27 protein-coding genes are annotated in these 22,449 nt (G+C 36.5%); 4 read left to right on the top strand and 23 right to left on the bottom strand.

Features of this window, described 5'->3' with window-relative positions:
- Nucleotides 1–7 precede the first annotated feature (7 nt).
- Genes NOX80_RS01985 through NOX80_RS01975 form a run of 3 tightly spaced genes read left to right on the top strand, consistent with a single transcriptional unit; the run spans nucleotide 8 to nucleotide 2,703 of the window.
- Entirely contained in the window at nucleotides 8–1,198 is a 1,191-nt protein-coding gene (locus NOX80_RS01985; RefSeq protein WP_256551665.1) for an efflux RND transporter periplasmic adaptor subunit, read from the top strand.
- A complete protein-coding gene (locus NOX80_RS01980; protein ID WP_256551664.1) occupies nucleotides 1,195–2,004 on the top strand; it encodes a phosphatase PAP2 family protein in 810 nt (269 codons plus the stop codon). The genes NOX80_RS01985 and NOX80_RS01980 overlap by 4 nt, the downstream gene beginning before the upstream one ends.
- Before the next feature lie 9 nt (nucleotides 2,005–2,013).
- A complete protein-coding gene (locus NOX80_RS01975) occupies nucleotides 2,014–2,703 on the top strand; it encodes a VIT1/CCC1 transporter family protein (RefSeq protein ID WP_256551663.1) in 690 nt (229 codons plus the stop codon).
- A gap of 84 nt (nucleotides 2,704–2,787) precedes the next feature.
- Here NOX80_RS01975 and NOX80_RS01970 read toward each other — a convergent pair whose 3' ends face one another.
- The 23 genes from NOX80_RS01970 to NOX80_RS01860 all read right to left on the bottom strand — a co-directional run bounded on the left by NOX80_RS01970 (nucleotide 2,788) and on the right by NOX80_RS01860 (nucleotide 21,639).
- Entirely contained in the window at nucleotides 2,788–3,396 is a 609-nt protein-coding gene (locus tag NOX80_RS01970) for a hypothetical protein (protein WP_256551662.1), read from the bottom strand.
- A gap of 74 nt (nucleotides 3,397–3,470) precedes the next feature.
- Entirely contained in the window at nucleotides 3,471–4,220 is a 750-nt protein-coding gene (locus NOX80_RS01965; RefSeq protein WP_256551661.1) for a hypothetical protein, read from the bottom strand.
- Nucleotides 4,221–4,229: 9 nt separating this feature from the next.
- Nucleotides 4,230–4,793 (bottom strand): hypothetical protein, encoded by a 564-nt coding sequence (locus NOX80_RS01960; RefSeq protein WP_256551660.1) that lies wholly within the window; start codon nucleotides 4,791–4,793, stop codon nucleotides 4,230–4,232.
- Between the two features lie 2 nt (nucleotides 4,794–4,795).
- Nucleotides 4,796–5,470 carry a hypothetical protein gene (locus tag NOX80_RS01955; RefSeq protein WP_256551659.1) on the bottom strand — a complete coding sequence of 225 codons (675 nt, stop codon included), beginning with the start codon at nucleotides 5,468–5,470 and terminating at the stop codon, nucleotides 4,796–4,798.
- The gene (locus NOX80_RS01950; protein ID WP_256551658.1) at nucleotides 5,454–7,121 is read right to left on the bottom strand and encodes a hypothetical protein; all 1,668 of its coding nucleotides are present in this window, start codon (nucleotides 7,119–7,121) and stop codon (nucleotides 5,454–5,456) included. Before NOX80_RS01950 ends, NOX80_RS01955 begins: the two co-directional genes overlap by 17 nt.
- Nucleotides 7,122–7,123: 2 nt before the next feature.
- On the bottom strand, nucleotides 7,124–7,738 hold the full coding sequence (locus tag NOX80_RS01945; RefSeq protein WP_256551657.1) for a hypothetical protein: 615 nt from the start codon (nucleotides 7,736–7,738) through the stop codon (nucleotides 7,124–7,126).
- A gap of 7 nt (nucleotides 7,739–7,745) precedes the next feature.
- Nucleotides 7,746–8,273: a hypothetical protein gene (locus NOX80_RS01940; protein WP_256551656.1), complete on the bottom strand. Its 528-nt coding sequence runs from the start codon at nucleotides 8,271–8,273 to the stop codon at nucleotides 7,746–7,748.
- A gap of 7 nt (nucleotides 8,274–8,280) precedes the next feature.
- Nucleotides 8,281–9,498 carry an ankyrin repeat domain-containing protein gene (locus tag NOX80_RS01935; RefSeq protein WP_256551655.1) on the bottom strand — a complete coding sequence of 406 codons (1,218 nt, stop codon included), beginning with the start codon at nucleotides 9,496–9,498 and terminating at the stop codon, nucleotides 8,281–8,283.
- A gap of 84 nt (nucleotides 9,499–9,582) precedes the next feature.
- Complete coding sequence (locus NOX80_RS01930) at nucleotides 9,583–10,155, bottom strand: hypothetical protein (protein WP_256551654.1); 573 nt, start codon at nucleotides 10,153–10,155, stop codon at nucleotides 9,583–9,585.
- 419 nt (nucleotides 10,156–10,574) lie between these two features.
- Nucleotides 10,575–11,342: a hypothetical protein gene (locus NOX80_RS01925; protein WP_256551653.1), complete on the bottom strand. Its 768-nt coding sequence runs from the start codon at nucleotides 11,340–11,342 to the stop codon at nucleotides 10,575–10,577.
- A 157-nt stretch (nucleotides 11,343–11,499) separates the two neighbouring features.
- Entirely contained in the window at nucleotides 11,500–12,093 is a 594-nt protein-coding gene (locus NOX80_RS01920) for a hypothetical protein (RefSeq protein WP_256551652.1), read from the bottom strand.
- Between the two features lie 39 nt (nucleotides 12,094–12,132).
- Complete coding sequence (locus NOX80_RS01915) at nucleotides 12,133–12,657, bottom strand: hypothetical protein (protein ID WP_256551651.1); 525 nt, start codon at nucleotides 12,655–12,657, stop codon at nucleotides 12,133–12,135.
- Nucleotides 12,658–12,741: 84 nt separating this feature from the next.
- Nucleotides 12,742–13,197: a hypothetical protein gene (locus NOX80_RS01910; protein ID WP_256551650.1), complete on the bottom strand. Its 456-nt coding sequence runs from the start codon at nucleotides 13,195–13,197 to the stop codon at nucleotides 12,742–12,744.
- Nucleotides 13,198–13,223: 26 nt separating this feature from the next.
- Nucleotides 13,224–13,841 carry a class I SAM-dependent methyltransferase gene (locus tag NOX80_RS01905; RefSeq protein WP_256551649.1) on the bottom strand — a complete coding sequence of 206 codons (618 nt, stop codon included), beginning with the start codon at nucleotides 13,839–13,841 and terminating at the stop codon, nucleotides 13,224–13,226.
- An 85-nt stretch (nucleotides 13,842–13,926) separates the two neighbouring features.
- On the bottom strand, nucleotides 13,927–14,361 hold the full coding sequence (locus NOX80_RS18605) for a c-type cytochrome (RefSeq protein WP_371926072.1): 435 nt from the start codon (nucleotides 14,359–14,361) through the stop codon (nucleotides 13,927–13,929).
- Nucleotides 14,362–14,449: 88 nt separating this feature from the next.
- On the bottom strand, nucleotides 14,450–15,040 hold the full coding sequence (locus NOX80_RS01895; RefSeq protein WP_256551648.1) for a hypothetical protein: 591 nt from the start codon (nucleotides 15,038–15,040) through the stop codon (nucleotides 14,450–14,452).
- Between the two features lie 59 nt (nucleotides 15,041–15,099).
- A complete protein-coding gene (locus NOX80_RS01890; RefSeq protein WP_256551647.1) occupies nucleotides 15,100–15,567 on the bottom strand; it encodes a hypothetical protein in 468 nt (155 codons plus the stop codon).
- A gap of 70 nt (nucleotides 15,568–15,637) precedes the next feature.
- Nucleotides 15,638–16,012: a hypothetical protein gene (locus NOX80_RS01885; RefSeq protein WP_256551646.1), complete on the bottom strand. Its 375-nt coding sequence runs from the start codon at nucleotides 16,010–16,012 to the stop codon at nucleotides 15,638–15,640.
- Between the two features lie 27 nt (nucleotides 16,013–16,039).
- On the bottom strand, nucleotides 16,040–16,780 hold the full coding sequence (locus NOX80_RS01880) for a YqjF family protein (RefSeq protein WP_371926071.1): 741 nt from the start codon (nucleotides 16,778–16,780) through the stop codon (nucleotides 16,040–16,042).
- Between the two features lie 18 nt (nucleotides 16,781–16,798).
- Entirely contained in the window at nucleotides 16,799–17,362 is a 564-nt protein-coding gene (locus NOX80_RS01875) for a DUF7677 family protein (protein WP_256551645.1), read from the bottom strand.
- An 849-nt stretch (nucleotides 17,363–18,211) separates the two neighbouring features.
- Nucleotides 18,212–20,185: an ATP-binding protein gene (locus tag NOX80_RS01870; protein WP_256551644.1), complete on the bottom strand. Its 1,974-nt coding sequence runs from the start codon at nucleotides 20,183–20,185 to the stop codon at nucleotides 18,212–18,214.
- A gap of 172 nt (nucleotides 20,186–20,357) precedes the next feature.
- Nucleotides 20,358–20,621, bottom strand: coding sequence for a hypothetical protein (locus NOX80_RS01865; protein WP_256551643.1), 264 nt, complete (start codon nucleotides 20,619–20,621; stop codon nucleotides 20,358–20,360).
- A gap of 301 nt (nucleotides 20,622–20,922) precedes the next feature.
- Nucleotides 20,923–21,639, bottom strand: a complete 717-nt coding sequence (locus NOX80_RS01860) for a LytR/AlgR family response regulator transcription factor (protein WP_256551642.1) — start codon at nucleotides 21,637–21,639, stop codon at nucleotides 20,923–20,925.
- Between the two features lie 94 nt (nucleotides 21,640–21,733).
- Between NOX80_RS01860 and NOX80_RS01855 the strand changes: the two genes are divergently transcribed.
- Nucleotides 21,734–22,408 (top strand): response regulator, encoded by a 675-nt coding sequence (locus NOX80_RS01855; RefSeq protein ID WP_256551641.1) that lies wholly within the window; start codon nucleotides 21,734–21,736, stop codon nucleotides 22,406–22,408.
- The last annotated feature ends 41 nt before the right edge of the window (nucleotides 22,409–22,449 follow it).

Below are 22,449 nucleotides of genomic sequence, written 5' to 3'. Positions count from 1 at the left end.
TATGATAATGATACTATCAGACACTTATACAAAACAAATGGTTGTCAGTAACAAAAAATACGGACCTCGTATAATCGTCAAAACAGTACTGCTTCTTGTCCTGCAATTGCTGATAAGCTGTAAAGACAAAGGAGAAGTTGCTGCTGAAAATAACCTGCCTCAAAATGAAAATCAGGTAGTATTAACTGAAACGCAATTTAAAAATGCGGGCATCGAAACCATAAAATTGATCGAAAAAGATATGGCCGGTATATTGAAACTAAACGGAAAAATAGATGTGCCGCCACAAAATCTTATTTCAGTTAGTGCTCCAATGGGCGGATATTTGCTGGAAACAAAGCTTTTGCCGGGAACACATGTCCGCAAAGGAGAACGCATTGCGATTATGGAAGATCAGCAATACATCCAGTTACAACAGGATTATTTACAGGCAAAATCAAGGTTTAATTTTGCAGAGTTAGATTATTACCGCCAAAAAGACCTGAATCAAAGTCAGGCCAGCAGTAATAAAGTCTTACAGTTAGCTCAGGCAGAAATGAATAATCAGCGTATTCTGATGAAAGCACTGGCCGAAAAATTAAAACTGATTACAATTAATCCGGCAACACTCACGGCGGACAAAATTTCGAAAAACGTGTCCGTTTACAGCCCCATTAGTGGTTTTGTAAGTAAAGTAAATGCCAACATAGGTAAATATATAGCACCTTCTGATGTGATGTTCGAACTCATTGATCCGGAAGACATTCACCTAAGTTTAAGAGTCTACGAAAAAGATGTAATCAAGCTCGCCATCGGTCAGAAAATAATAGCCTACAGCAATGCAGAACCCGATAAAAAATACGAAGCGCAAATAATATTGATCAGTAAAGATATTAATACGGATGGATTAACTACGGTACATTGCCATTTTACACGTTATGATAAGGACTTATTACCCGGAATGTATATGAATGCTGAGGTCGAATTAACTTCCGGGAAAGCAAAAACCCTTCCTGAAGCGAGTATTGTTAATTATGAAGGGAAAGATTATGTATTCGTACAAACTGCCCCGCGTAAATATATGATGCAGGAAGTTACGATTGGAAATAAAGAAAAATCGGATGTTGCGATACAAAATAGTAGTACCTTAGAGGGAAAGACAATTGTTTCAAACGGGGCTTATACTTTATTAATGCAATTAAAAAATAAGGAAGAATGATACAAAATACCAAAAAAATCAAAAAGATAATAGTGCTGATAACAGTAGTATTTTGGGGAAGTACTTTTTATGGTACGACGGTTTCGGATACGGATCTGTTTTTGGGAAGTAATCCCGATACTACCGATGTGGTAAAAAAATCAGATCCCGTTTATCAATTTTCAGGAAAAAAAATGATCATTCCCGCTATATTCATTACTTATGGATTGCTGAGTTTGATGGTTGAAGATATTAAAAATATCAATAATTCCACTCAATTTGAGGTTAATGAGCACACTCCCAAACATATTGTATATGATAATTATACCCAATATGCACCGGCAGCAGCGGTATATGCCTTAAATCTGTTTGGTGTTGAAGGAAAGCATAATTTGCGTGACCGTACTATAATTTATGCGACTTCACAACTAATTACCGGAGCAGTAATCATGCCGGTAAAGTATTTGGTTAAAGAAGAGCGACCCGATAAGTCGAATAATCTTTCTTTTCCTTCCGGACATACGGCTACCGCTTTTTCATCGGCACATTTTATGTTTCGCGAATATGAAGACAAATCGCTTTGGCTGGCTCTTTCCGGATATCCTTTGGCTGCTTTTACCGGTATTTACCGGATTTTAAATGATAAACATTGGGTAGGGGATGTTGTTGCAGGTGCCGGAATCGGTATTTTGTCTACCGAGTTAGCCTATTGGCTTTTTCCTAAGATTGATCATCTGTTAAAAGGTAAAAAAGAAAAAGTAACCACGATGGTTTATCCGTATTATCAGTCTAATACTGTCGGATTAGGTTTTATTCGAAAATTTTAGAAGTTTATTATGGAATTGGAAAAACATTATATCAATAGAGTAGGATGGTTACGTGCAGCCGTTTTAGGAGCAAACGATGGAATTTTATCGACCAGTAGTATTGTAATCGGTGTGGCTGCGGCCAGTAACGACCGTACGGTTATTGTACTAACGGCTTTGGCCGGGTTAGTTGCAGGAGCCATGTCGATGGCGGCCGGTGAATATGTTTCGGTAAGCTCTCAGGAAGATACGGAAGCATCGGATCTGGCCAGAGAAAAACGGGAATTGGAGTTAATGCCGGATGTTGAATTAACGGAACTCGCAAAAGTTTATCGCCAAAGAGGACTTGAGGCCGATTTAGCTTTACAGGTTGCCGAACAGTTAACACGTCATAATGCGCTCGAAGCGCATGCCCGGGACGAATTGGGACTAAATGAAATTACTCAGGCTAAGCCATTTCTTGCGGCATTGGCATCGTTTTTTTCGTTTGTTGCCGGTGCCGTATTACCACTGTTGGTTTCCTGGTTCGCACCGTTACCGCATATGATACCGTATCAATACCTGTTTTCGATTATTTTTTTAATGTTATTAGGAGCTATAGCAGCAAAAACCGGAGGCTCCGGAATAGTAAAAGCGATGGCCCGAATCTGTTTTTGGGGAACTATTGCCATGGGAGCAACTGCTTTAGTTGGGTATCTTTTTGGTGTTAATACAGTATAAGGACGGGAAACCTGAGTGAATTGGTTTATATGCCGGCTGTAAGGCCGGCAGTATAACAACAACTATATTTTGAAAGGAAAATTTTTAGTTACTAAGCCTTGATATATTTTCTTTTTTAAAGCGCTGAATTTCGTTGTAATCGGTAATCCTTAAAATATCCAAAAGGGATAGGAGACCTAGTTTTCCGTCATTACAGTACCGTATCAGATTTTCCTTTTCCTGAAATATTTCATCTTGTTTACTTTGTTGAAAGTGTAACGAAATACGAGTGCCGTTAATCAGGTTAAGCACAAGTAAATTCGCAACACCATTGGATAAATTTCCGTCAAAATCGCCTCTTTCAGGAGCAAAACGCCCTTTGTAATCGCTGGTATGTTCCAGGTTGATTTTTTTTATCGTATCCAATTCGTGGAATTTGGAGTCGATCTGAATACCATCGGGATGGAAGATTAATAGTGAAGACAACTCGCCTTTTAAGGTCTTGTATTCATTAAATTTAAAAAAACTGATTAATGGAATTGCCATAACAAAGAATAACTCCGCCAATACAAGCAATTTTATCCAGATAATATCGATATAATCGAAAATAGCGGATGAAAATAGCGTAAGTACCCAAACCAATATTCCGCCATAGAATAGCGTATTAAATGTGATGTGTTTTTTATTGGTTTTTCGTAAAACTTTATATTCCATTCCTGATTAATTAATTCGAATATCCGGCATCGAAAATAAACATTATCAATCTTATTTTTTGCCTTCGAAGAAGATTATTCGCCTTTACTTGCCGAAACAATCGATTCAATAAATTCATCCATCGGTTCGAGTTTTTCGTTTTCGCCGTTTTCTTCGTATTGGACGCGTATCGTACGTAATACATTCAGGAATTTGTCAAAAATTTGTTCCTGAATAATAGGCGAGTCGACTACTTTGTACAAACTGCGTAACATCCAGTTACGGTTATAGTCCGTATGAGACATCACGACATAAAAACCTTGTGCCATTTCTACCGACCAATCGCGCAATTCACTTATAATTTGTGCCGCACCGAACTGACCCGAGGCAATACTACCAAAAAACGTCTCCATTTCTTCGAATATACCGGTCGATATCTCATCATTTTCTTTCTGAAAATATTCTTTGAGCGCTTGAGCAGTGGTCTGCGCATCGATATAAGCATTTTTGGAAGCGTATAAAAAACCGGAAAGATCGATTTCTCCCTGATGAATTCCATCGATGAATATCGTAAGTCCTCTCAGATGATGCCCTGTATCTTCATGGGACAAATAGTAACCGTACTTTGGTAACACATCCATAAAAACATCGAGAATGCCGGTCCAATCCTCATGTTCTGCCCATCTCTCAATCAGGAAAACAGCACAGATACGTTCGATGATTTCATGATCCAAATCAGCACTGGTGATCGAATTGTTGCGGTAGCTAGTGAGGAAAAGGTCGATTCCGACGAGGTAATGGTGAAGCGAATCACTTTTAAGTAATTCTAGTATTTGTTCTTTCATATTGTCAATTTAAGGCTGGCTTTCGTCGATGTTGTATTCATCGTATAAACCGTTAATATAATAATCGTCTTGTGGGATAATACCTTTTTTAACAGCTTTCATATACAGTTCGTGAGGTACAAAAACGTAAAAAAGAATTTCACTTTCGAGCGGAAGCCAAACAAAATGCGTTTCCATACCGATCTCGTTGATGATCTCATTTAATATTCCTTCGACTTCTGAAACCGGATATTCGCTCATGTCTACCCATGTTGTGATCGTTTGGGTATCGGTTTTGGCAATAATCTTGAGTTCCATTTTGTCTTCGTTGAAATCAAAATCAACCGATTGAAAACGGATTCCTGTTATTGTTTGAAAGGTTGCAATCAAATCTTTAAATCCGTCTTCGGTTTCAAAATCTTCGGCCAAAAAGGTCAAATGATGCAGGCTGAGGTAAAAATCACCGTTACTTTCGTTGATTTTTGCTTCGATTTTGGAACGATCGTTTTGCGGAAGGTCAAACCATCCGATTTCATCCAAAGCAGCAAGATAGGCTTGTTTGCCCTGAGCTTCAAGCATATTGTATTTTGACATACTTATTTTACTGTTTTTTTGGCAATTTCTTTAATTAAAGCATTTTGAAGTTGATCTTTAGGTAGTGCTTTCGGAATAGCAAACAATCCATAGACTACATTACCGTATTTTATTCGGTCCGGAAAGTCTTCCTCCAGGTCGATTATAGTACGTATCGTATACATTTCTTCGATTAGAAACGGAAATTCTCCGTCATATACCCTTGCAATCTTAATCCCGTCGCTTTTTGTTCCCATTGCTTTCGACATATGATCGGCGATTGCATTACCTCCGTACAAGCTGTTCATGTTTACGAGTACTAAAAGTTTGTCTACAGCCAAATCGAAACGCAGCAATTTGTAATTCGATTCATCCGCTTTTGGAAGTTTAAGCTTATATTCAGAAGTTTTAACCAAACTATCGTTTGTGTCCCAAACGGAAATCTTATAATTACCTGGCGGAACTTGTCGAATAAGCGATTCATCCGGTTTGATTTTACTGTCGATGGTGTATATTTTCTCCAGTTTCCCGTCGGGCATTATCTGTTCAAAAGTCACAGAGCGCAATTCTGTTCCTGTATTCATGAATTTAACGGCTTGCGTTGGTCCGCCGCTTCCATAATTATAGTAATAAATAGCATAAGCGATGGCAAATAAGCCGATAATGGCTCCACAGCCAATTTTAAAAAATTTTTTCATAGTCTCCGAAATCGTTTAATGCCCATTCCGTATCGGTAGGCTTGTTAAAGAACTGTTGTGTAATAGAAGTGTTTCTAACGTAATCCCCGATATCCGGGTTTCCGGAAGCTCTTGTCCATCTGTCTGCTTTGCTGTCAGTTGTGATGCATCGGGCAATTAGTTTGTGTTCACCGTCAATTTGTGCCAATATAAAACAATCGTCCAACGTCTTGCGTCCGTTTTCCGGATTGGCGGCAGATAGGTAGCACGCCCAGATTTCTCCGTAATGTTCGTGTTCGTATTGTACGATTTTATACAGATGACGCGGTATTGGCTGTTCGTTTTTTGTCGCTTGTTCTTCCCATCCGAAATCGAATTCCGGTAGAAAACTCCATTTGAGATACGTCATCGCATGCAATTGACCTATCAGGGAAGTATCGTTAGTACGAAGTGCTTCGACTTCGATTTTGATAAAATTATCTAAAAGGTTTTTTACGCTATCCATTTTGGTGCGCCTGTCGTTACTGTGATACTCATAAAAAGCCCATTGATCCTTGAGTACTTCGTTTAGCACATTCCAACCCTGTCTTTGCGACAAATCGATTGCGTATTGCCACGAGGCCTCCACAAGATCGAAACGTCTCGCAAGTCCCGCCCAATAGGCCGTACATACCAAAGCATTCCAGCAGGATTCGGGATCGTTAAATTCTTCATCAAAACGCTTTGCGGCAATCCAGTGTTGGTCGCCTGCATATTGTTTGTCTTGAATAAGAGTCGTAGCTTCATACAACGGATGGTTGGCTACTTCATCGGGTAAAAAACCATAGTGGTCACGTGCCGAATTAATCGACAAACTCACATGCCACATCATGTCTTTTGATTGACCAGTGTAGTATTCATATTTTTTAAAGGGCATACTATCGCAATCCACCCCAAGCGGCATGCGCGCATATTTCCATAAATGCCAGTACTGCTTTTCCATTTGGACTTTATTTTTAGGCTCCAAATTGTCAGCCCGTTCTGTGAGCGCACTATAGACGTATGCATTCCAGATACCGTAATCTTCTTCCTGAAATTCGGGTAGAAATTTCTTGTTGTCGATTAACTGAGCGAAAAGATCAAACGCTTTTTTGTGTTCGGGCGTGTCGTAATAATGATTCCAGAAATCACAGAAAAAAGAATCATAATTTCTTTTTGCTTTTTTAAAACGTTCCTGATTTTCCTCATCCGACAAATAGGATTTAAGAAAATCAAGATCCCCTTCTCCCAGATAATCAAAAAGCGGTTTCGACTGACTGATTGCGGCCTCCAAATCGGATTTCAAAGCTTTGATTGCAGTAGCGGTTTCCATCAATTTCAGGTAAGCCATCGGAATTATTGCCTTTACATCGGGCGCTTGGGTGACGGCTGCTACATCACCGTAAGATCCGGTGTAAACTTTTACTACGGGTTCGTCTTTCAAAGACGTCATACGAGGTGAAAGTGAAACGGCTAAAGTTTTGTAAGAGGCCAAATCGAATGCAAAGGGTGCCAGAAACCAGAATCCGTTCTCAAAGATATGCATCTGTTTAAGCAAGCTATCCTTCCTGTTGAATTCGATTTTTAAAGCTTTGGTATCCTGCCCTTCATACAAGCGATTTAGATCGGTTTGTAAACTATTCAGTGGTATCATTTTTAGGTCGATTGATGAAACTGACGTATTAAACGCGTTTTAGGTGAATAGAACAGATTATACGAACCATAAATGTTGCTGTCATAAAGAGCAGCGATGAATTCCATAAGCTCACCGTTTTCATCTTTAAAGATATCGAGTGAATAATCTGTTTTGCGCACATTGTCTTTTTCGTAGGTGGTTTGATCCCAAATAGGTTCTCCACCTTTATAAATGCTTTCGCTTTTTACCGATTTGTCAACTTCAAAATAGGTTGGTTTGTCTTCGTATCCGTAAAAATTGTCCTCCATATCACCGGCACACCATTTGAGAAACTTTTCATCGAAATTCGAAATAGGGGTTTCACTGTAGGATACGATTTCGTATTTGTTATCAGCAGTAAGTCTGAAATCAGCATAATCCAGAAATACCGGTGTCACGATAAAATGGAACACAACATCAGCGAATTCCGGTTTTATAATTTGTCCCGGAATACTATACTGCGGCAACAGGATTTTCTGTTCGAAATGTTTGGGTTCGGCAAGAACGTCTGCAGGTCTTGGAAAAGAAATGATTACTTTACTCATATCTTCCGGTTTCGCAACCTTCTTAAGTCCGATAGGTTTTGATTTCGCCATTACGTTATTATATATTGTTAGCAGATATATTTTGAATCACTTGTCTGACTTCGTTAACAAGTTGTGCATTTTGCTCTTTTTCGCCTTTCAGTAGTATTGATTTCAAAATAAAAACAAGAATAATCCCGGGGATAAGTGCAAACAGACCACCCAAACCGGCAGCGATTCTGTATCCCGGTAAAAAGGCGAATGGTTCGATTTTGTTGTACCCCATATAACCACCGATTACCAAAAATAAAAGGAGAACGGAAATGGTGATTATGTTACCTATTTTGGAAGATTCGCTAGCGTCAAGCAGGACGACATTCGGATTGGATTTTTCCCATTTTAAACCAACGGCAGCTCCGATTTTGTTGCCTTGACGGACTTGTATTTCATGTGACCAGTTTTTGTCTGCATCAATAAAAGCATCAGCAGAAATCACGTAAGAGGAACCGAATTTAGATTGAAGTGTTGCTTTTATATGGTTTGATGCTTGCTGTAGTGCAGTGTTTCGGTTTGCGTTAGGGTCAATTTTATAAATAATATTTTCCATGATCAAATTATGCTTTTGATTTTGTTTTTTTCGGTGTTAAAAGTTTTGCGATTTCGTCGTCGTTCCAATGTTCGGCTACTTCTTTAGCGGTGATTCCGGGCGCAAGTGGACCTACATATTTGGTACTTCCGATAGTCGTATCGAGACCGGCTTTGACTAAAACTTTAGCCATTTCAGGATGTCCGCCAACATCGCCCAGATAATGTCCGGCTGTCCATCCGTTTTCGTCAACTGCGTTAATGTCTTGCTCCGGGTAAAGTTTTAAAAAGGCTTTCAAACCGTCAAGACGTTTACTACGGGCTACGTAATGTAAAGGAGCAATTCCCTGATTGTTTTTCACGTCAAAAGAGGCACCCTTTTTAGCCAATGTTTTCATCATTTCTGGTTCACCGGCAGAGCAAGCCATGATCATCGGAGTATTGCCGTTATTGCCGCGAATGTGTATATCAGCTCCTTTACGGATAAGATTTTGAGCAAGATAAATGCATTCTACATAATTGCGGTGTTGCTTAGGTCCCCAGGAATATCCGGAGATGTCGTATTGATCCATAATCGAAAGTACACGGCCCAATTCGTTTGCTCCGCCATTGTATGGTTTTATATAACGGAAACAACCGTTTGTGATCTGGTATTTTACATAGACACCCGAATTTGTTCCTTCTGATTCCCAATGTGGTACTTTAGCTTCTTCCAAACGCATTAAAACGTTAAGTAGAGGTGAGAAACCGAAATCGTCCAACGTGTTTACGTCTGCACCGGCGTCAATAAGTTTCCATCCTATCGTATAACTACCGAAACAGGCAGCTACGTTCAGAGCTGTTTTTTGTTCCTGATCTCTGGCTTCGATCGGTCCTTTTTTGACTTCAGGAAGGTCGAGTATTTCGTAGAAGTTGTTTGCCGCAGCAACGTGAAGTACCGTTCCGAGACTTGAAGTCACCACGTCAAGTTTAGCGCCGTGTTGAATCAGATCTTTTACGATATTTATATGTTTGAAAGCTGCCGCTAAGTGAATCGGATAAAACGATTGGTTGTCGGGGATGTTCGGGTTAGAACCGTTTTCAAGCAAAAGTTGCACGATTTCGCGATGACCGTTTGCTGCCGCGCAATGTAAAGCACCGGAATTAGGTCCCATGGCACTGGTATCGGCGCCTTTTGCTAACATTTGTTTTACTGTTTCTAAATCACCTGCTTCTGAAGCGATTACTAGTTCTTTGTTAATGTCCATATTTTTTTGTTGGTTTGGTTGTTTGTATAGAAGCCCCGGACAAAATTTTTGCCCGAGGTCTAAAAAAGTAAGATGAATTGAAAATTATTTTGCTACGGTAGCTTTTGCTGCTTCGTACATTAATTTGATGTCATCGGCACTATAATCAGTAAATTGATCAGGAGATTGGTCAAATCCCATTCCTTCCTGAATAATTACTGAAGATTGCCCTGTGGTTACCCCATGGGTGAACGCCAGTTTGCCTTCTTTGTTTTGTTTCATGAAACCGGTCGGATCTTCCGCTACGAATTTATCGAAGCCCGGGTTCATTTCCTTGTCACCGGTAATTTCCTTGATTATTCCTACTGATTCTTCCGCAGTTCCTTCATGGATCGAAAACGTCAGTTTAAATAGTTTTCCACCATATACAAATACTTCACCTTCTGTAGTGCTTTTGATAACTTTAGCATCTTTCGGGGCTTTTGTAACAACCGGAATTCCGTAGCTGCTCAAATCAAGATCAACAAATTCAGCGAATACCAACGGTTTTTCCGGAGCTGCGGTTTCTTCTGTAGCAGCTGCTTCGGTCGCGCCTTCTGATTTGTTACCATTACAACTGTAAGTTGTGAAGGTAAGTGTTGCAATGGCTGCAAAAAGGAGGAATTTTCTGTTTTTCATGTTTATTATATAGTTTATGATTGGTTTTTATAGCTATTTTAAACGTATGCGGAAACCTTTAGACGAGTCGGTCTGAACTATAGTGATCGTCAATTGAATACAATTCTGTTGGGTGTCAGAAGTTGATTTTAACAAAAATAGGAAAAATCGTATAACATTTTTTAAGGAAAATGTGAACTTATTGTTTCGATTTTAATAAAAATATTTTGAATATGATGTGGGATTTCTTTTTCCTCTGATTCAATTTTTTTATTTCCTGTTTTTGAACATCTCAAATATATAAGAAATTTCTTTCAAAAACGAAAAATAAAATTAATTTAACAAAATAATTATTTGTAAAATGATATTGTCAGGTGCACAAAACGTGATTTTTATATATCCTGTAGCTGTTTTAAAGAAAGTTCTGTTCGGAATAAGTGCTACTGTTGTTCTATTCTTTTAAAGGTAAAGCCAATATCTCCGATTTGTGTTTCAAAACTATCCCCGTCATATCTGAAAATCGGGCTTTTGTATAAAAAAATAAAGTTCTCATTATCTAAATAATGATGGTGGATATACCCGTCTGATATTTTGATTAAAGTTTCGCGAACTGTAAGTTCACTCTCTTTTCGTGTAGTATAATTGGCCACTTTTGCCAGACAGGAAAAGAGGTGAAAATCCTGGTTATATCGACTGACTATAAGATGGATCTGGTTCCCAATCGGCATAAAATCGGTCATATTGTAATTAATTCTTAATTGTCCGGTTTCACGAGTTGAAAGCCACTCACCAAGAAGCTGATCAGTAAGAGGGGCAGATACTTTGTAAAAATAGCCTTCTTTTAATGCTGCATATACGACTACGAAAAGCACCTTTAATTCATTCTCTTTTTGAGGGTCATTAAAAATAAGATTGTCAATCAGGAAATCTTTGATTTTTGCTTCGTCATATTGAGTGAATGCTTCAACAGTTGCTACATTTTTAGCCGTTTGATCGTTTGTTAGTTCATTTGTAGTAAGAACCCTAAGGAGAATATCAGCGAAAGCACCAATATTTTGATCATTAAGGAAACGATCCAGGTCAAATCCATTATTTTTAATACCGCCGCCACCGATTTTATAGGTTCCGAAAAATTCTTTTTCTAATGCAGCACATTCTTCCTGGAATTGCAACCTGAAATCATTTTCTGAAAGAAGGTAGAGTTTCATGAGGGTAATTAATCGGGCACTTGTGAAATATAATTGTGTTTTAAAAGTAATGTACTCCAAGATTTATTTTGTTTTCGGTTATTGTTTAATTGTTAGTCAGAACTGTTACAGAAAACTGTGCTAAACGTGTTTTGTTTTTATAAGTGTTTGATAACTACTATTTATTAGAGACGTTGTCAATCTTATTTTTTAATGTTATGATCATCGGATCGGTGGAATCGAAACGAGCAAATGATTCGAAAATCGTTTTAATAGTATTTAAATGCTGAGGATCTTTTTGGAGTACTATTTCAAAATGATCATTAATGAAATTACTGTTTTCTACAATAATCCAGGAGAGTTCGTGATATTGAAGATCTCTTTCCTTTTCAATAGCCAGTATCGGGAGTAGTAAATTTAATCGATTCGGAATCGTTTGCGTCAGCTTTTCAATATCATAGTGATCATTATAAATACCATTGTTGGTATAACTATAATAGCCGGAAAGTATCGCTTCGGTAAAGAGTTCCAGTTGGGAAGTCGTCCAGTTTTTTAAATCTGCTTCTAATTCTTCCCAGTCATATGTCGTAAAAATAGTTTCAAATAGCCGGATAATGTCCGATGCACCGTGTTCCTCGTTCCAATAGTCGCTGTCCTTGTGTTCGCCGGCCAATACAATACTGTAAAGTGCTAATACACAGGAATTGTTGCTTTTAGTTTTGCAATCGTCAGGATATTTTTGTCTGAAAGTTTCAAAATTAAAGGGAGACATAGGCTACGTTTAAAGAACTGTTGGTTGTTATATTACTTTCTATAATTGATCAATATATTCATCAGCTGTAAGTTGAAAATCGTCTTCCGAAAGATTTAAGTTGATACGAATAGTATCTACAATGGTTTCATAATAGGTGCCGATTTCCCATTTTTTAAAACCGGAAGGATCCTTTTTTATTTGTTGAAAAGCCGGTTTCAAAATATTTTTTAGTGTATCCGGCTGTGTATATTGTTCTTTAAAAGCCAACAATTGTCGCATAAACGCTAATAAATGAGCGGTATTGCAATCGGGATAATCAAGATCATGGATAACATCCGAGCATTTTGAAATATCGGGATAGGAGCATACTGAAAATAAATCGACGCCCCATTCCAGATAGCTTTCGGGATCATTTTTAGCTACTAAAGCATCTAATTCGGAAATAATTTCTGCAATATCGTCAAGATCCAGATCGCTGAGTTCTCCGGTTTCCGGATAGGATTCGTTAGTTAACCCAATACGAACTTCTCGTTTTAAATTCGGATATTTTTTGAGTACAACAATACTTTTTATGAGATTCATGGTTGTTTTTTGAAATGATGAAATACGAATATAATGACTATTGTGTTAATAATCAGTATAAAAGTAAAAGCTGGAATCGGAATGTTAAGAGATTTCTCTAATTAAGCCTTCTTTAAGCTCCTTTATTTCAAATTCAAAAGGGCTATAATGATCAATTATCCATTGACCATCTTTATAAAGAAGAGAAATATAAGGGCCAAGAATTACATTTTGCCGGATAAATAAAGTATCGCCTTCCTGCGGATCATATTCGAAATCAAAGCAGTTTTCAGAATTGAGGTTTAAGGCGATCCATTCGGCATCTAACCCGTTTCCGACAGTATCAGTCGGAAGTATATAGCGACCGAGCATACTACTATTCTTATATTCCCCGACCAGGCGAAACAATTGCCAGATATAGATCAACGGAATGGAGTCGTTCTTTTTATTCTTCACCGGAATAAGTTGACCATCGGATTTTTTGTAAACCTCTTTTTCCCGGAATTTAATTTTTTCCGGTTCACAGCTACATAATTTAAAACCTTTTGTAAAATCACACATAATTTGAAAGTAAAGCGGCTATCGATTTAATTTTTCCTGCACTTGATCAAAAAGAAAGGAAAATTTTCCTGTATCGTTGTGATTTCAAACAATCCGGCAGTGTTGAACGCTTTCTGAACCGATTCCTGGTCATAAAAAAACATATTGACGCCTTCTATAATTTCATAACGATCCGGACTGATATAGTTTCCGGTTCCATAGGTGGGCGCTTCTTTGGATATCATCGTAAAAATCATATAACCGCCGTCTTCGAGTTGGTTATAACAATCCCGGATTAACTTTTCTCTTTCGTTTTCATCTAAAAGATGAATCAAGGCATAACAAAAAATCCCGTCGTATTTTTGATTATCAAAAGGCATATCGGTAACAGAACCGTGATATATTTTTAGGTCGGTTCCATAATGTTCCCGTGCCATTTCAATGGCCGTTTTCGAGATTTCAATTCCGGTAGCCGTCATTCCGTTTTGTCGGAAAGGCTCAGCATTTCTACCGTAACCGATTCCCGGAATAAGAATATTTTTAAGCCCTTTTTCAGCGAAGTATTCACCGGCAATACGAGCCGAATGAGAAGGTGTTAAGCCCCACATTTCTTTTTTATCGATAAAATTAGTTTCCCAAAATTCAGGTTTTTCTTCTGCTATCATATTGTGAGATCAATAATGTGAAAATACTTTTTTTGGCTGGATTGTACTTTCGGATTATTATAAAAATAGGCTAATCCAGGTATAGCTAAAAACCAATATAAGCGTAAAGGTTTTCTAAATCGGTTGTTTTTAAATTGTTTTTGGACAGATCACGATGAAAGTCGACATTGAACCGGTCTAATTTGGTTGTATCGATTTTAACATTCTGATAATAAAGCCATTTGCGAAAAACAACTGAATCCGTATTGCGTAATGCCGGTCCTGTCATTACGGCATTTAATTTATGGCACATAGCACAGTGCCTGTTAAAAAGATGTTTCCCTTCCGTGGCATCTCCGGATAAGTTGTGCATTCCGCAGTCCATTGTAACAAATTCATTTGCGCAGACGGTATATTGCGTTGTTTCGGTAGTACAATTCCAAAAAAGAAAATAAAAGGATATAGCGATAGCGGTAAAGAGTAAAAAAGCCGCAGATCCAAGCAGAATTTTAACGACCGATTTTTGAAATAATGTCATCATTACCAATTTTCTCCTTTTGGAGATATACAAATATATAGGAAAAGTATCTTTATTAATTGATCAATATATGTTTCTTTTCGGTTAAAGATTAGCTAACGGTATAAGGCTCTGAATCCTTTTGAATTGGATTATTGTATTTTTCCAATTGCTCTTTATTAAAAAATACAGTTAAATGATCCGCCCAATAACTCGTATATCCGTTTTCCTGTATTTCTAATGCTGAAATCCACAATTGCTGTTTGTCGAATTCCATTTGCCAGGTTAGCGGAAGTCGTATCGTATTATTGGTCATCCCGGCCATTTCTTTGTTTGTGTGTTGAAAGTCATTACTTTCATCCCAGAAAACAGTGATCTTTGTTAACTCAGAATCAATAATTCCGGACCAATTTTTATGGTGTGTTACTTCGATCGTCTTTAACTGTTTATTTTCCTCCAAATCGGATAAAATAGTAAATCCGATTCCGTAGCAATAAAAGGTATCATCCCATTTAATCTGACAAATTTTTCCGTTTTCAAATTCTAACAGAATGTTCATATCCACGGAATGAATACTATCGGAATGTTCCCAAAAATGATCATCGGTAGCATAGTGTAGTTCATCATAAAATACCCTTTTTATTTTCTGACCAATTAAGTCAGATTTAATTTTGGCATAATAGTTTTGTTCTTTTTTGGTCATGGTTGATCATTAGTTTGGCAGCATAAAAGATATGGTATACAATTACGGATATGATTCTTTTAACGTTGAAAATCGGAGATATAATTAAATTCAGTAGTGTTTTTTTGATATAATTTTTCGGGTATGCCATTTCCTAAATAAACCTTGAATATGCTTCCTGTGTTGTTTTTGAAGATCAAATACCTCTTTTTGAGTGCTATTGGGAGATTTTCGGAGTCAGTTATCGGATAATTTCCCAGATACTGATTCCGATCATTAAATATCAAAATCCGATTTGTAACACGACCCGATATTCCCCAGGTCCATATTGAATTCATTATCTTATAAGTCTTTCCGTTTTTTACTTTTACAGCACCCAAATAGGTAAGATTTGTTTCTGTATCTCCCTTTTCATTCCAAACGCCGGAAGTAATTTTTTTTCCAATCACATTGCTCTTTAGAACTTTTTGAGTGAATTCGGAATTATCCGGCTGTGCAGTTGTATGATAGGATAAAAAGAGTAAGAAAATAATAGCGATAAATTTCATTTCAGACTTAGTGATAGCGGCTTGTAAATATACCGGAAGATCTTGAAAAAGAGTAATTATTGTTTGATAACTATTTCGTTTGGAGTTGCTTTTTAAATTCTAAACATAAAACGATATCCGATAGTCCAAGTGTGACCAATGTAACGACGGAATACAAAGAAAAATCGAGTGATCGAAGCAATGCTATTATAAAAAAAGATCCGGCAAGTAAAAAGATCAGATTTAGTAAACTCAAAAGGCGAATACTTTTTTTATTTGTCTTAGGAACATAAGGAAAGGCAATTAGTGAAAGGATATTCGATACAACTAAAATAATTAAAGAGATAAGTACGGTATTAGGTTTTGCGTTTTCTTTCATGCCCAAAGCCCACATCATACAATACAATACTATTGCAAGTAATAAAATGATGTAAGTGGTAGCAGCGATTTTATATTTGACACTCATTTTATTTGATCAAATTATCTAAGGTTTTTATATTTTACTTCTTTCCCAGGCGACAACTTTTACACCATCGGAATAATGAATAAAGTCGGGCGTATTGGAAAGCGATATATTATCGATAGTATAGTTTAGACTAAGTTGTTTTAAATGAACATTTTTAATCTCCCATTCTTTATGATGAATGTCGTAACGGTATAAAGATTTTTCCTGATCAAGATACAGACAATAACGCTCAGTAAGCCATTTGTCTAAAGCTGTTTTTGATGAGATGGGTTCTTTGATTTCGAATTCGGTTTCCAGAGCAAAAGCTTTTTGCGTATTGTATGAACTATAGGAGGTATCGGAACGATTTATAACCGATTTTTCATAAGGAAGTCCGGATAATTTTTTAGCAATATAAGCAGATAAAGATTTCGCAGCTTCAATATTTAAAAAGTAAACCCCTTTTTTATTGTCGTTATCAATATAGGTTCGTATGTTGATTTCATCAAAATCAGAAATAAAAGTAATTGCCGGTAAATTTCGCGGTCGGATTTTTTGCATGGTAAAGGCAACTAATGATACATAAGCATGACCGTCGAAAGTATCGATATTGAGTTTTTCGGGAACAAGCTTTTCTAGTAAAGTCACAGGAACTTTCCAATGTAAAAACAAAGCATTATTCCATTCCTGATAATAGATCCATCGGGATTTGGGATAATCAAAGGTTCGGTGGGCGGTGTCGGAAAGTAATTGTTCAATTGCTGTCATTGGAAAAAATAGCTTGATCATAATATGTTTGTTGGAGAACTAATACAGTTCGCATTCCCAATCCTCAAGATTATCCGGATAATTGTTTATATAATAGGACTTAATGTATTCTTCTACACGACTAATAGCATATTGGTAGTTGGTTACGGTGTTATTCTCTAGTGTTACAACATTGGTCCAGATTGCAAAGCATTGCTCTACAAATGTGGCACCGTCATCAATATAATCGTGAAAAGAAATGGAGTCAACGGTATTTGCTGTAATAAACCATTTTGTAAAGTTTTTAAAATCGGAAGAAAATGTTGGTTTATCGGTTGTAAAATCAATTTCCCAATCTTGAAAATCGTTTAAGTCGGTGGGATTCTGATAAAGTCGGCAAATAAAAGATCCTAATCTTGAATTACTTATAGTATTGTAATTCGGATTTGTTTCTTGATCAATATAAATGCAAGCTGTTTTGTAAAAAAGATCGGGATTTGTTTTTAAAGAATGATGATAACTGTCGCCAAATGTCTCCCGGATTATAGTAAAATTAAGCGTCCCGTTAACAAGATAGTATATAAAATGTCGGATGTTAGACTTCTGATGAGCGGGTAATTTCATTTTGAGATTTTGTTTTAGGCAATAATAGGTAATGGAAATGAAAATAGCTGTTTATTGGTTCTTTAATTTATTATGAATGCGATTAAATATAAAGACAGCAAATAAAAAGATTATGACTTTTAATAGTAAAGTTACTATTGTGTTTGAAGGATAAAAAGGGAGTTCAGTATACATTGTCCAACTACTTGGAAGGTAATCCCGGTGGAAAATTATAATGGAAAAGACTATTTTTTGAATACTGAATAGGAATAGAAAAGCAATAAGTAATCGTAACGGGATGTTTTTCCGAACTTTATGAATCCGTAAAAGTTGTGATAGTAAGAACCAAAGTAGGGGTTGTAACAGATAATGTGACCAATAGGTATTGAAAATTTCGTTGATCATTAGGTGAAATTCATTGGCGGGCATTAAAAATGACCTCACAATAATTCCCGCAATCCATATTATCAGATAGCCAATTCCGATTACAGTTATAAATCGGCAGGATACTTCATCAATTTGATTTAAGATCGGCTTTTTAACAAAAATTCGTATCAGGAAAATAAGAAAAGTGAATAAACCGAAAGCAATAAAAAAATCCTGAGTAATCTTGTCAATGCTGTAGAATATTTCTGTAACCATTTTGTATTTCTATATTATAGGGATAAGAGATTTATCCGGTAAATATAATAATTTCAGATTTTGCTCTTGATTTACCCTAATAGTTCGAGGTTTTTAAAAACGAAAAAGGGCTACTTATGAACTGCCCCCAAATAGTGTCTAACTTTTTGGGGGCACTCTATTATAGTAACCCTTCTTTTATGTTGTCTATTTATAGAATAGTATTTGCTCAATGAATCGGATTATATTCTATAAAGAAAATATGGCTTCTATCTGCGTTCCTTTTCCGATGTTGGATTTAATGTTTAATTCGCCTTTCAGCGCCGTAATCCGTTCGGTCATGTTCTTCAGTCCAATACCTTTTTTAGCCACTTTTACGTCAAAACCGGCTCCGTCATCACTGATAATCAATTTTATTTTACCGGATTCGGTAATGGTGATCGTTATAAAAGCATTTTTAGCGTTAGCATATTTGTTGATATTAAGAATGCCTTCCTGTACGATTCTGTAAATATTAATCTTACACGTATTCGGGACATTGTTCCAATCGATGTTTTCATCAATTTCATAATGAAAATCCGTATTGTTGATGTTCTCCTGGTTTTTGATCAGAAAGCTTAATAATTCGGTGAAATTGCGTTCCTCAAAATAGGAGTTCTTACTTAAATCATGAGAAATTGTCCGGATTTCTTTTTCAATATTCTGAAGTTCAAGGATGTATTCTTTTCGTTTTTCGGTCGCTTTTTCATCGGCTTTATTGTTGAAAAAACCAAGATTCATCCGGACACCGTAAATTTTATTCATAATGTTGTCATGCAATTCCATTGCAATCCTTGTTTTTTCTTCTTCTTTTGCCGTGTTGACTTTTGTTTGTTGTTCAACCAGAAGATGATAAATCTCTTCGTTAGCTTCCTGTTGTTGTTGAATCAACTGTAATTCTTTGTTTTTGGCTTTTAAATGGCGGATAATTCCGAGTGCGGTTACTATAAAAATAAAGAAAGCGGCACCTAGTAAGATGTATAAATTTCGTTTGGTTAATACTTCGTTTTCTTCTTCCAATCGCTCGGTTTCATAAGCAATACGGGCATACTTATTACGGGTTGCACGCTCTTTTTTCTGTAAACTGTCGCTTACGGCAATATATTCATCAGAATATTGCTGACTTTTACTGGTGTCTATTTTGGATAAAAGTTTTAAGCATCGCAATAATTCGTAGTAACTCTTGGTGTCGTTTGCCAACTGGTAACTTTCCTTTAAAGTGGCAATCGATTTTAAAGTGTCTTTCTGAATCAGATAAAATTCACCAAGTTGTACTTTACTATACGCTACACCGGCTTGATTGCCCAGACTGTCTCTAAGATGTATCGATTCGTAAAACATCTCTTTAAGGTTTTTGTAATCGCCGGCTTTCATTTTGGAATAAGCGAGATTACTTAACGTGGCGGCATAATATTCGGGAAAAACTTTTCGGAGGTTTTTAATGGCTATAATTTTTTCAAATTGTTTGATTGCCTTCTGATGCTCTCCGATTTTATCGTACATATAACCGATGTTGTTTAACGTCGGGATATAATAACCCAATATAACTTTCGGATCGGTTTCTTTTAATTTGAGTTTGTCGTATTCTTTTAAAGCCAGTTCGTGGTATTTCAAAGCGCCGTTAAAATCGTTTAATCCCTGAAGTGAATTGGCAAGGATGTTATAAGCACTATAAGTCAGCTTATAATTTCCGGATTTGTTTAATAACTGTAGTGATTTACTGGCTTCGATTTCACTTTCAATATAGTTACCCTCGCTGTATAAAATACCGCCTTTGTATAATAGCATCCGACCTACATTCTCTGAATCTTTAAGTCGGCGGTATATTTTCTCGGCTTGGAGGTAATAGTAGAAAGCGCTGTCTTTTTTGATGGGTTCATAACAATCGCCGATATAATAAAAAGCTTTGGCTGTGGCGACACTATCATTTGCTTCTTCCGATAGTTTATACGCTTTCTCGCTAATATATCGGGAAGTTTGAAAATCGTTTAACCGGTAAAATTCATCCGCCAGTTGAAAATGGAAGTTCCGGGTTATTGAATCGTTTTTGCGTAAGGAGATCTGATGATAGATAGAATCGAGATACCTCTTTTTTTCGGACGCCGATTGTTGTGTGTTTGTAGCATTTTTGAAAAGCGCATTTATTTTTTTATCCGAAACGGCAACGTCACTTTTTTTGTCCATCTCACAGGCGAACATAAAGAAACAGAGGCTAAGTAAAATTATAAATCTCGATACAGGGGCGTTCAAAATCAGTACAAATTATAGTTTAATCAAAAATAATATAAAACCCGGGCAATATAAGTTAATATCAGCACTTATATTGCCCGGGTTCTAAAAATGTTTTATGGGTATATTATCTTTTAGGAGGATTAAGTGTTCCACCTCCGTTATCGTTACCGTCATCAAGGTTGGTTCCGATTGGTTCTGTGTTCATATTTGGCGTATTAGTAGGTAGGCTGGTTGAATCAGCAGGAGTAGTTGGACGCATCATTTCTTCAGTTGAATCGAAGGTTTTACGAGCGCCTTTTTCCTGAGTTACATCATATTCATCTGTAGAACATGAGAATGTTAATCCGCCAACGATAATAAGTGTTAAGATAAAAAGAGCTTTTTTCATAAATAATATTTTAATGTTAAGATAATGGGGTCGCTACAACATTATTCATGAAGTAGTGGTATTTGATTTGTTTTAGTTGCTGAAAGTTGGGATTACTTTTCAGTATTACTGAAGATGTCATGTGTAAAGCATGTTCCCTCATCTTAGTAATTGTTTAAAGCCTTAAATTGTTCCGTCATTATTACAGTTACAAAATTATATAATGCAGGTGCAGTTTGAGTAATGATTAATCCTGTATTTAGTGGTTGTAAGGCGTTTGCTAGTGAATGTGTCATTTATACGTGTAAACAATAGGTTTTTACTAAGAAGAAATCCGCCTTATAATTGTATCGATGTTATCTTTATACGATTTGGAGAAAGGTATGGAAATTTCATTATTATTTAAATAGCATTTCAATTTGCCCAAATGTATTCGGGAAACATAATTAATATTAACAATCGAACTGTTGTGTATCCTTAAAAAGTAAAAAGGAAGCAGGCTTTCAAAATGTTTTAAAGTTTTGTAAGCACTTACTTTCTGACCGGAGCTAAGGTAAATATCGGTGGTATTATTGTCTGCTTTTAAATGAGTAATGTCTTTTAAATGCACAAATTGATAATCACCGTATGATTTTACACAAATAGTTTCAGGTTCTTTGACCGGATTTTTTTTCTGAAAGCGAAGCAGGCACTTACGAAGCTCACTCTGACTTAAAGGTTTTAATAAATAATCCGAAACCCCTTTTTTTATAGCTTCAAAAGCATGACTCTCATCAGAAGTAAGCACCACAAAATACGGTAATTCTTCGAGAAACTCATTTAATTCGGTTAAAATCGCAAAGGATAAATCCGAATCCTGTTTTTTTGAAGCAATTTCAATGAACACCAGTTTTGGTTTAAGCTCTAAAATCCTGTTAATAGCTTCTTCTTTTGTTTTTATCACACCAAGGCATAGAAAGTCTTCAAAATCTTCAAAAACCTCCAAAATGTTCTTGGCTACCTTCTCATCGTCATCAATTAGCAAAAACGGATAGTGCACAGCTTTAATTTTAGTGCAAGCTATCACTTTCGCGTGAAATTGTTTTACGGATATTCCGTACTTTTTTGTTAGATTTGTAATAGAAATAAAAAGTATGGCTAAAGAAATAAATATTCTGTTAGTAGATGACCATCCAATGACTCTCGATGGGTATATCAACTTGCTTTCCGAATTCAATACAGAAAATTTAACCCTAACCTTTACAACGGCACATAATTGTACAGTTGCTTATAATACAATTATCAATTTTTCCCGTTTAAAAAAGGATATCGATTTTGCTTATCTGGATATTAGTCTGCCGCCCTATAAAGAAATGAATATTGAATCGGGTGTCGATTTAGCGCTGTTAATCCGGGATAAATTTCCAAAATGTAAGATTGCACTTTTAACAATGCACAACGAACCGGTGCTGATTGATAAGATCATGAACAAGGTTAATCCGGAAGCTTTTATTTCAAAATGTGATGTGAATTTTGAAATGTTCCCGAATGTGTTCGAAAAAATGTATTCCGGCGAAACTTTTGCAAGTCATACTATTTCCAACGCGCTGAAAGAACTGATGATGAAGAACATCAAATGGGATTCAATCGACAGTCAGATTTTACTTTTAATTTCTCAGGGTGTTAAAACAGCCGATCTTCCGAATTATATTCCGTTGTCAATGAGTGCTCTGGAAAAAAGAAAAGCAAACATTAAAAGTCAGTTGCTACGTTCCAAAGGCGGAGATAAAGAATTGATTGAAGAAGCGAAAAAAATAGGGTTGATTTAATCCGTAAAAGATTCCGGACAATAAATAAAAATAAAGCTAGT

Origin of the sequence: Flavobacterium cerinum (assembly GCF_024496085.1) — a bacterium.
Taxonomy (GTDB): domain Bacteria; phylum Bacteroidota; class Bacteroidia; order Flavobacteriales; family Flavobacteriaceae; genus Flavobacterium; species Flavobacterium cerinum_A.
This window is presented reverse-complemented; position numbering and strand designations above follow the sequence as displayed.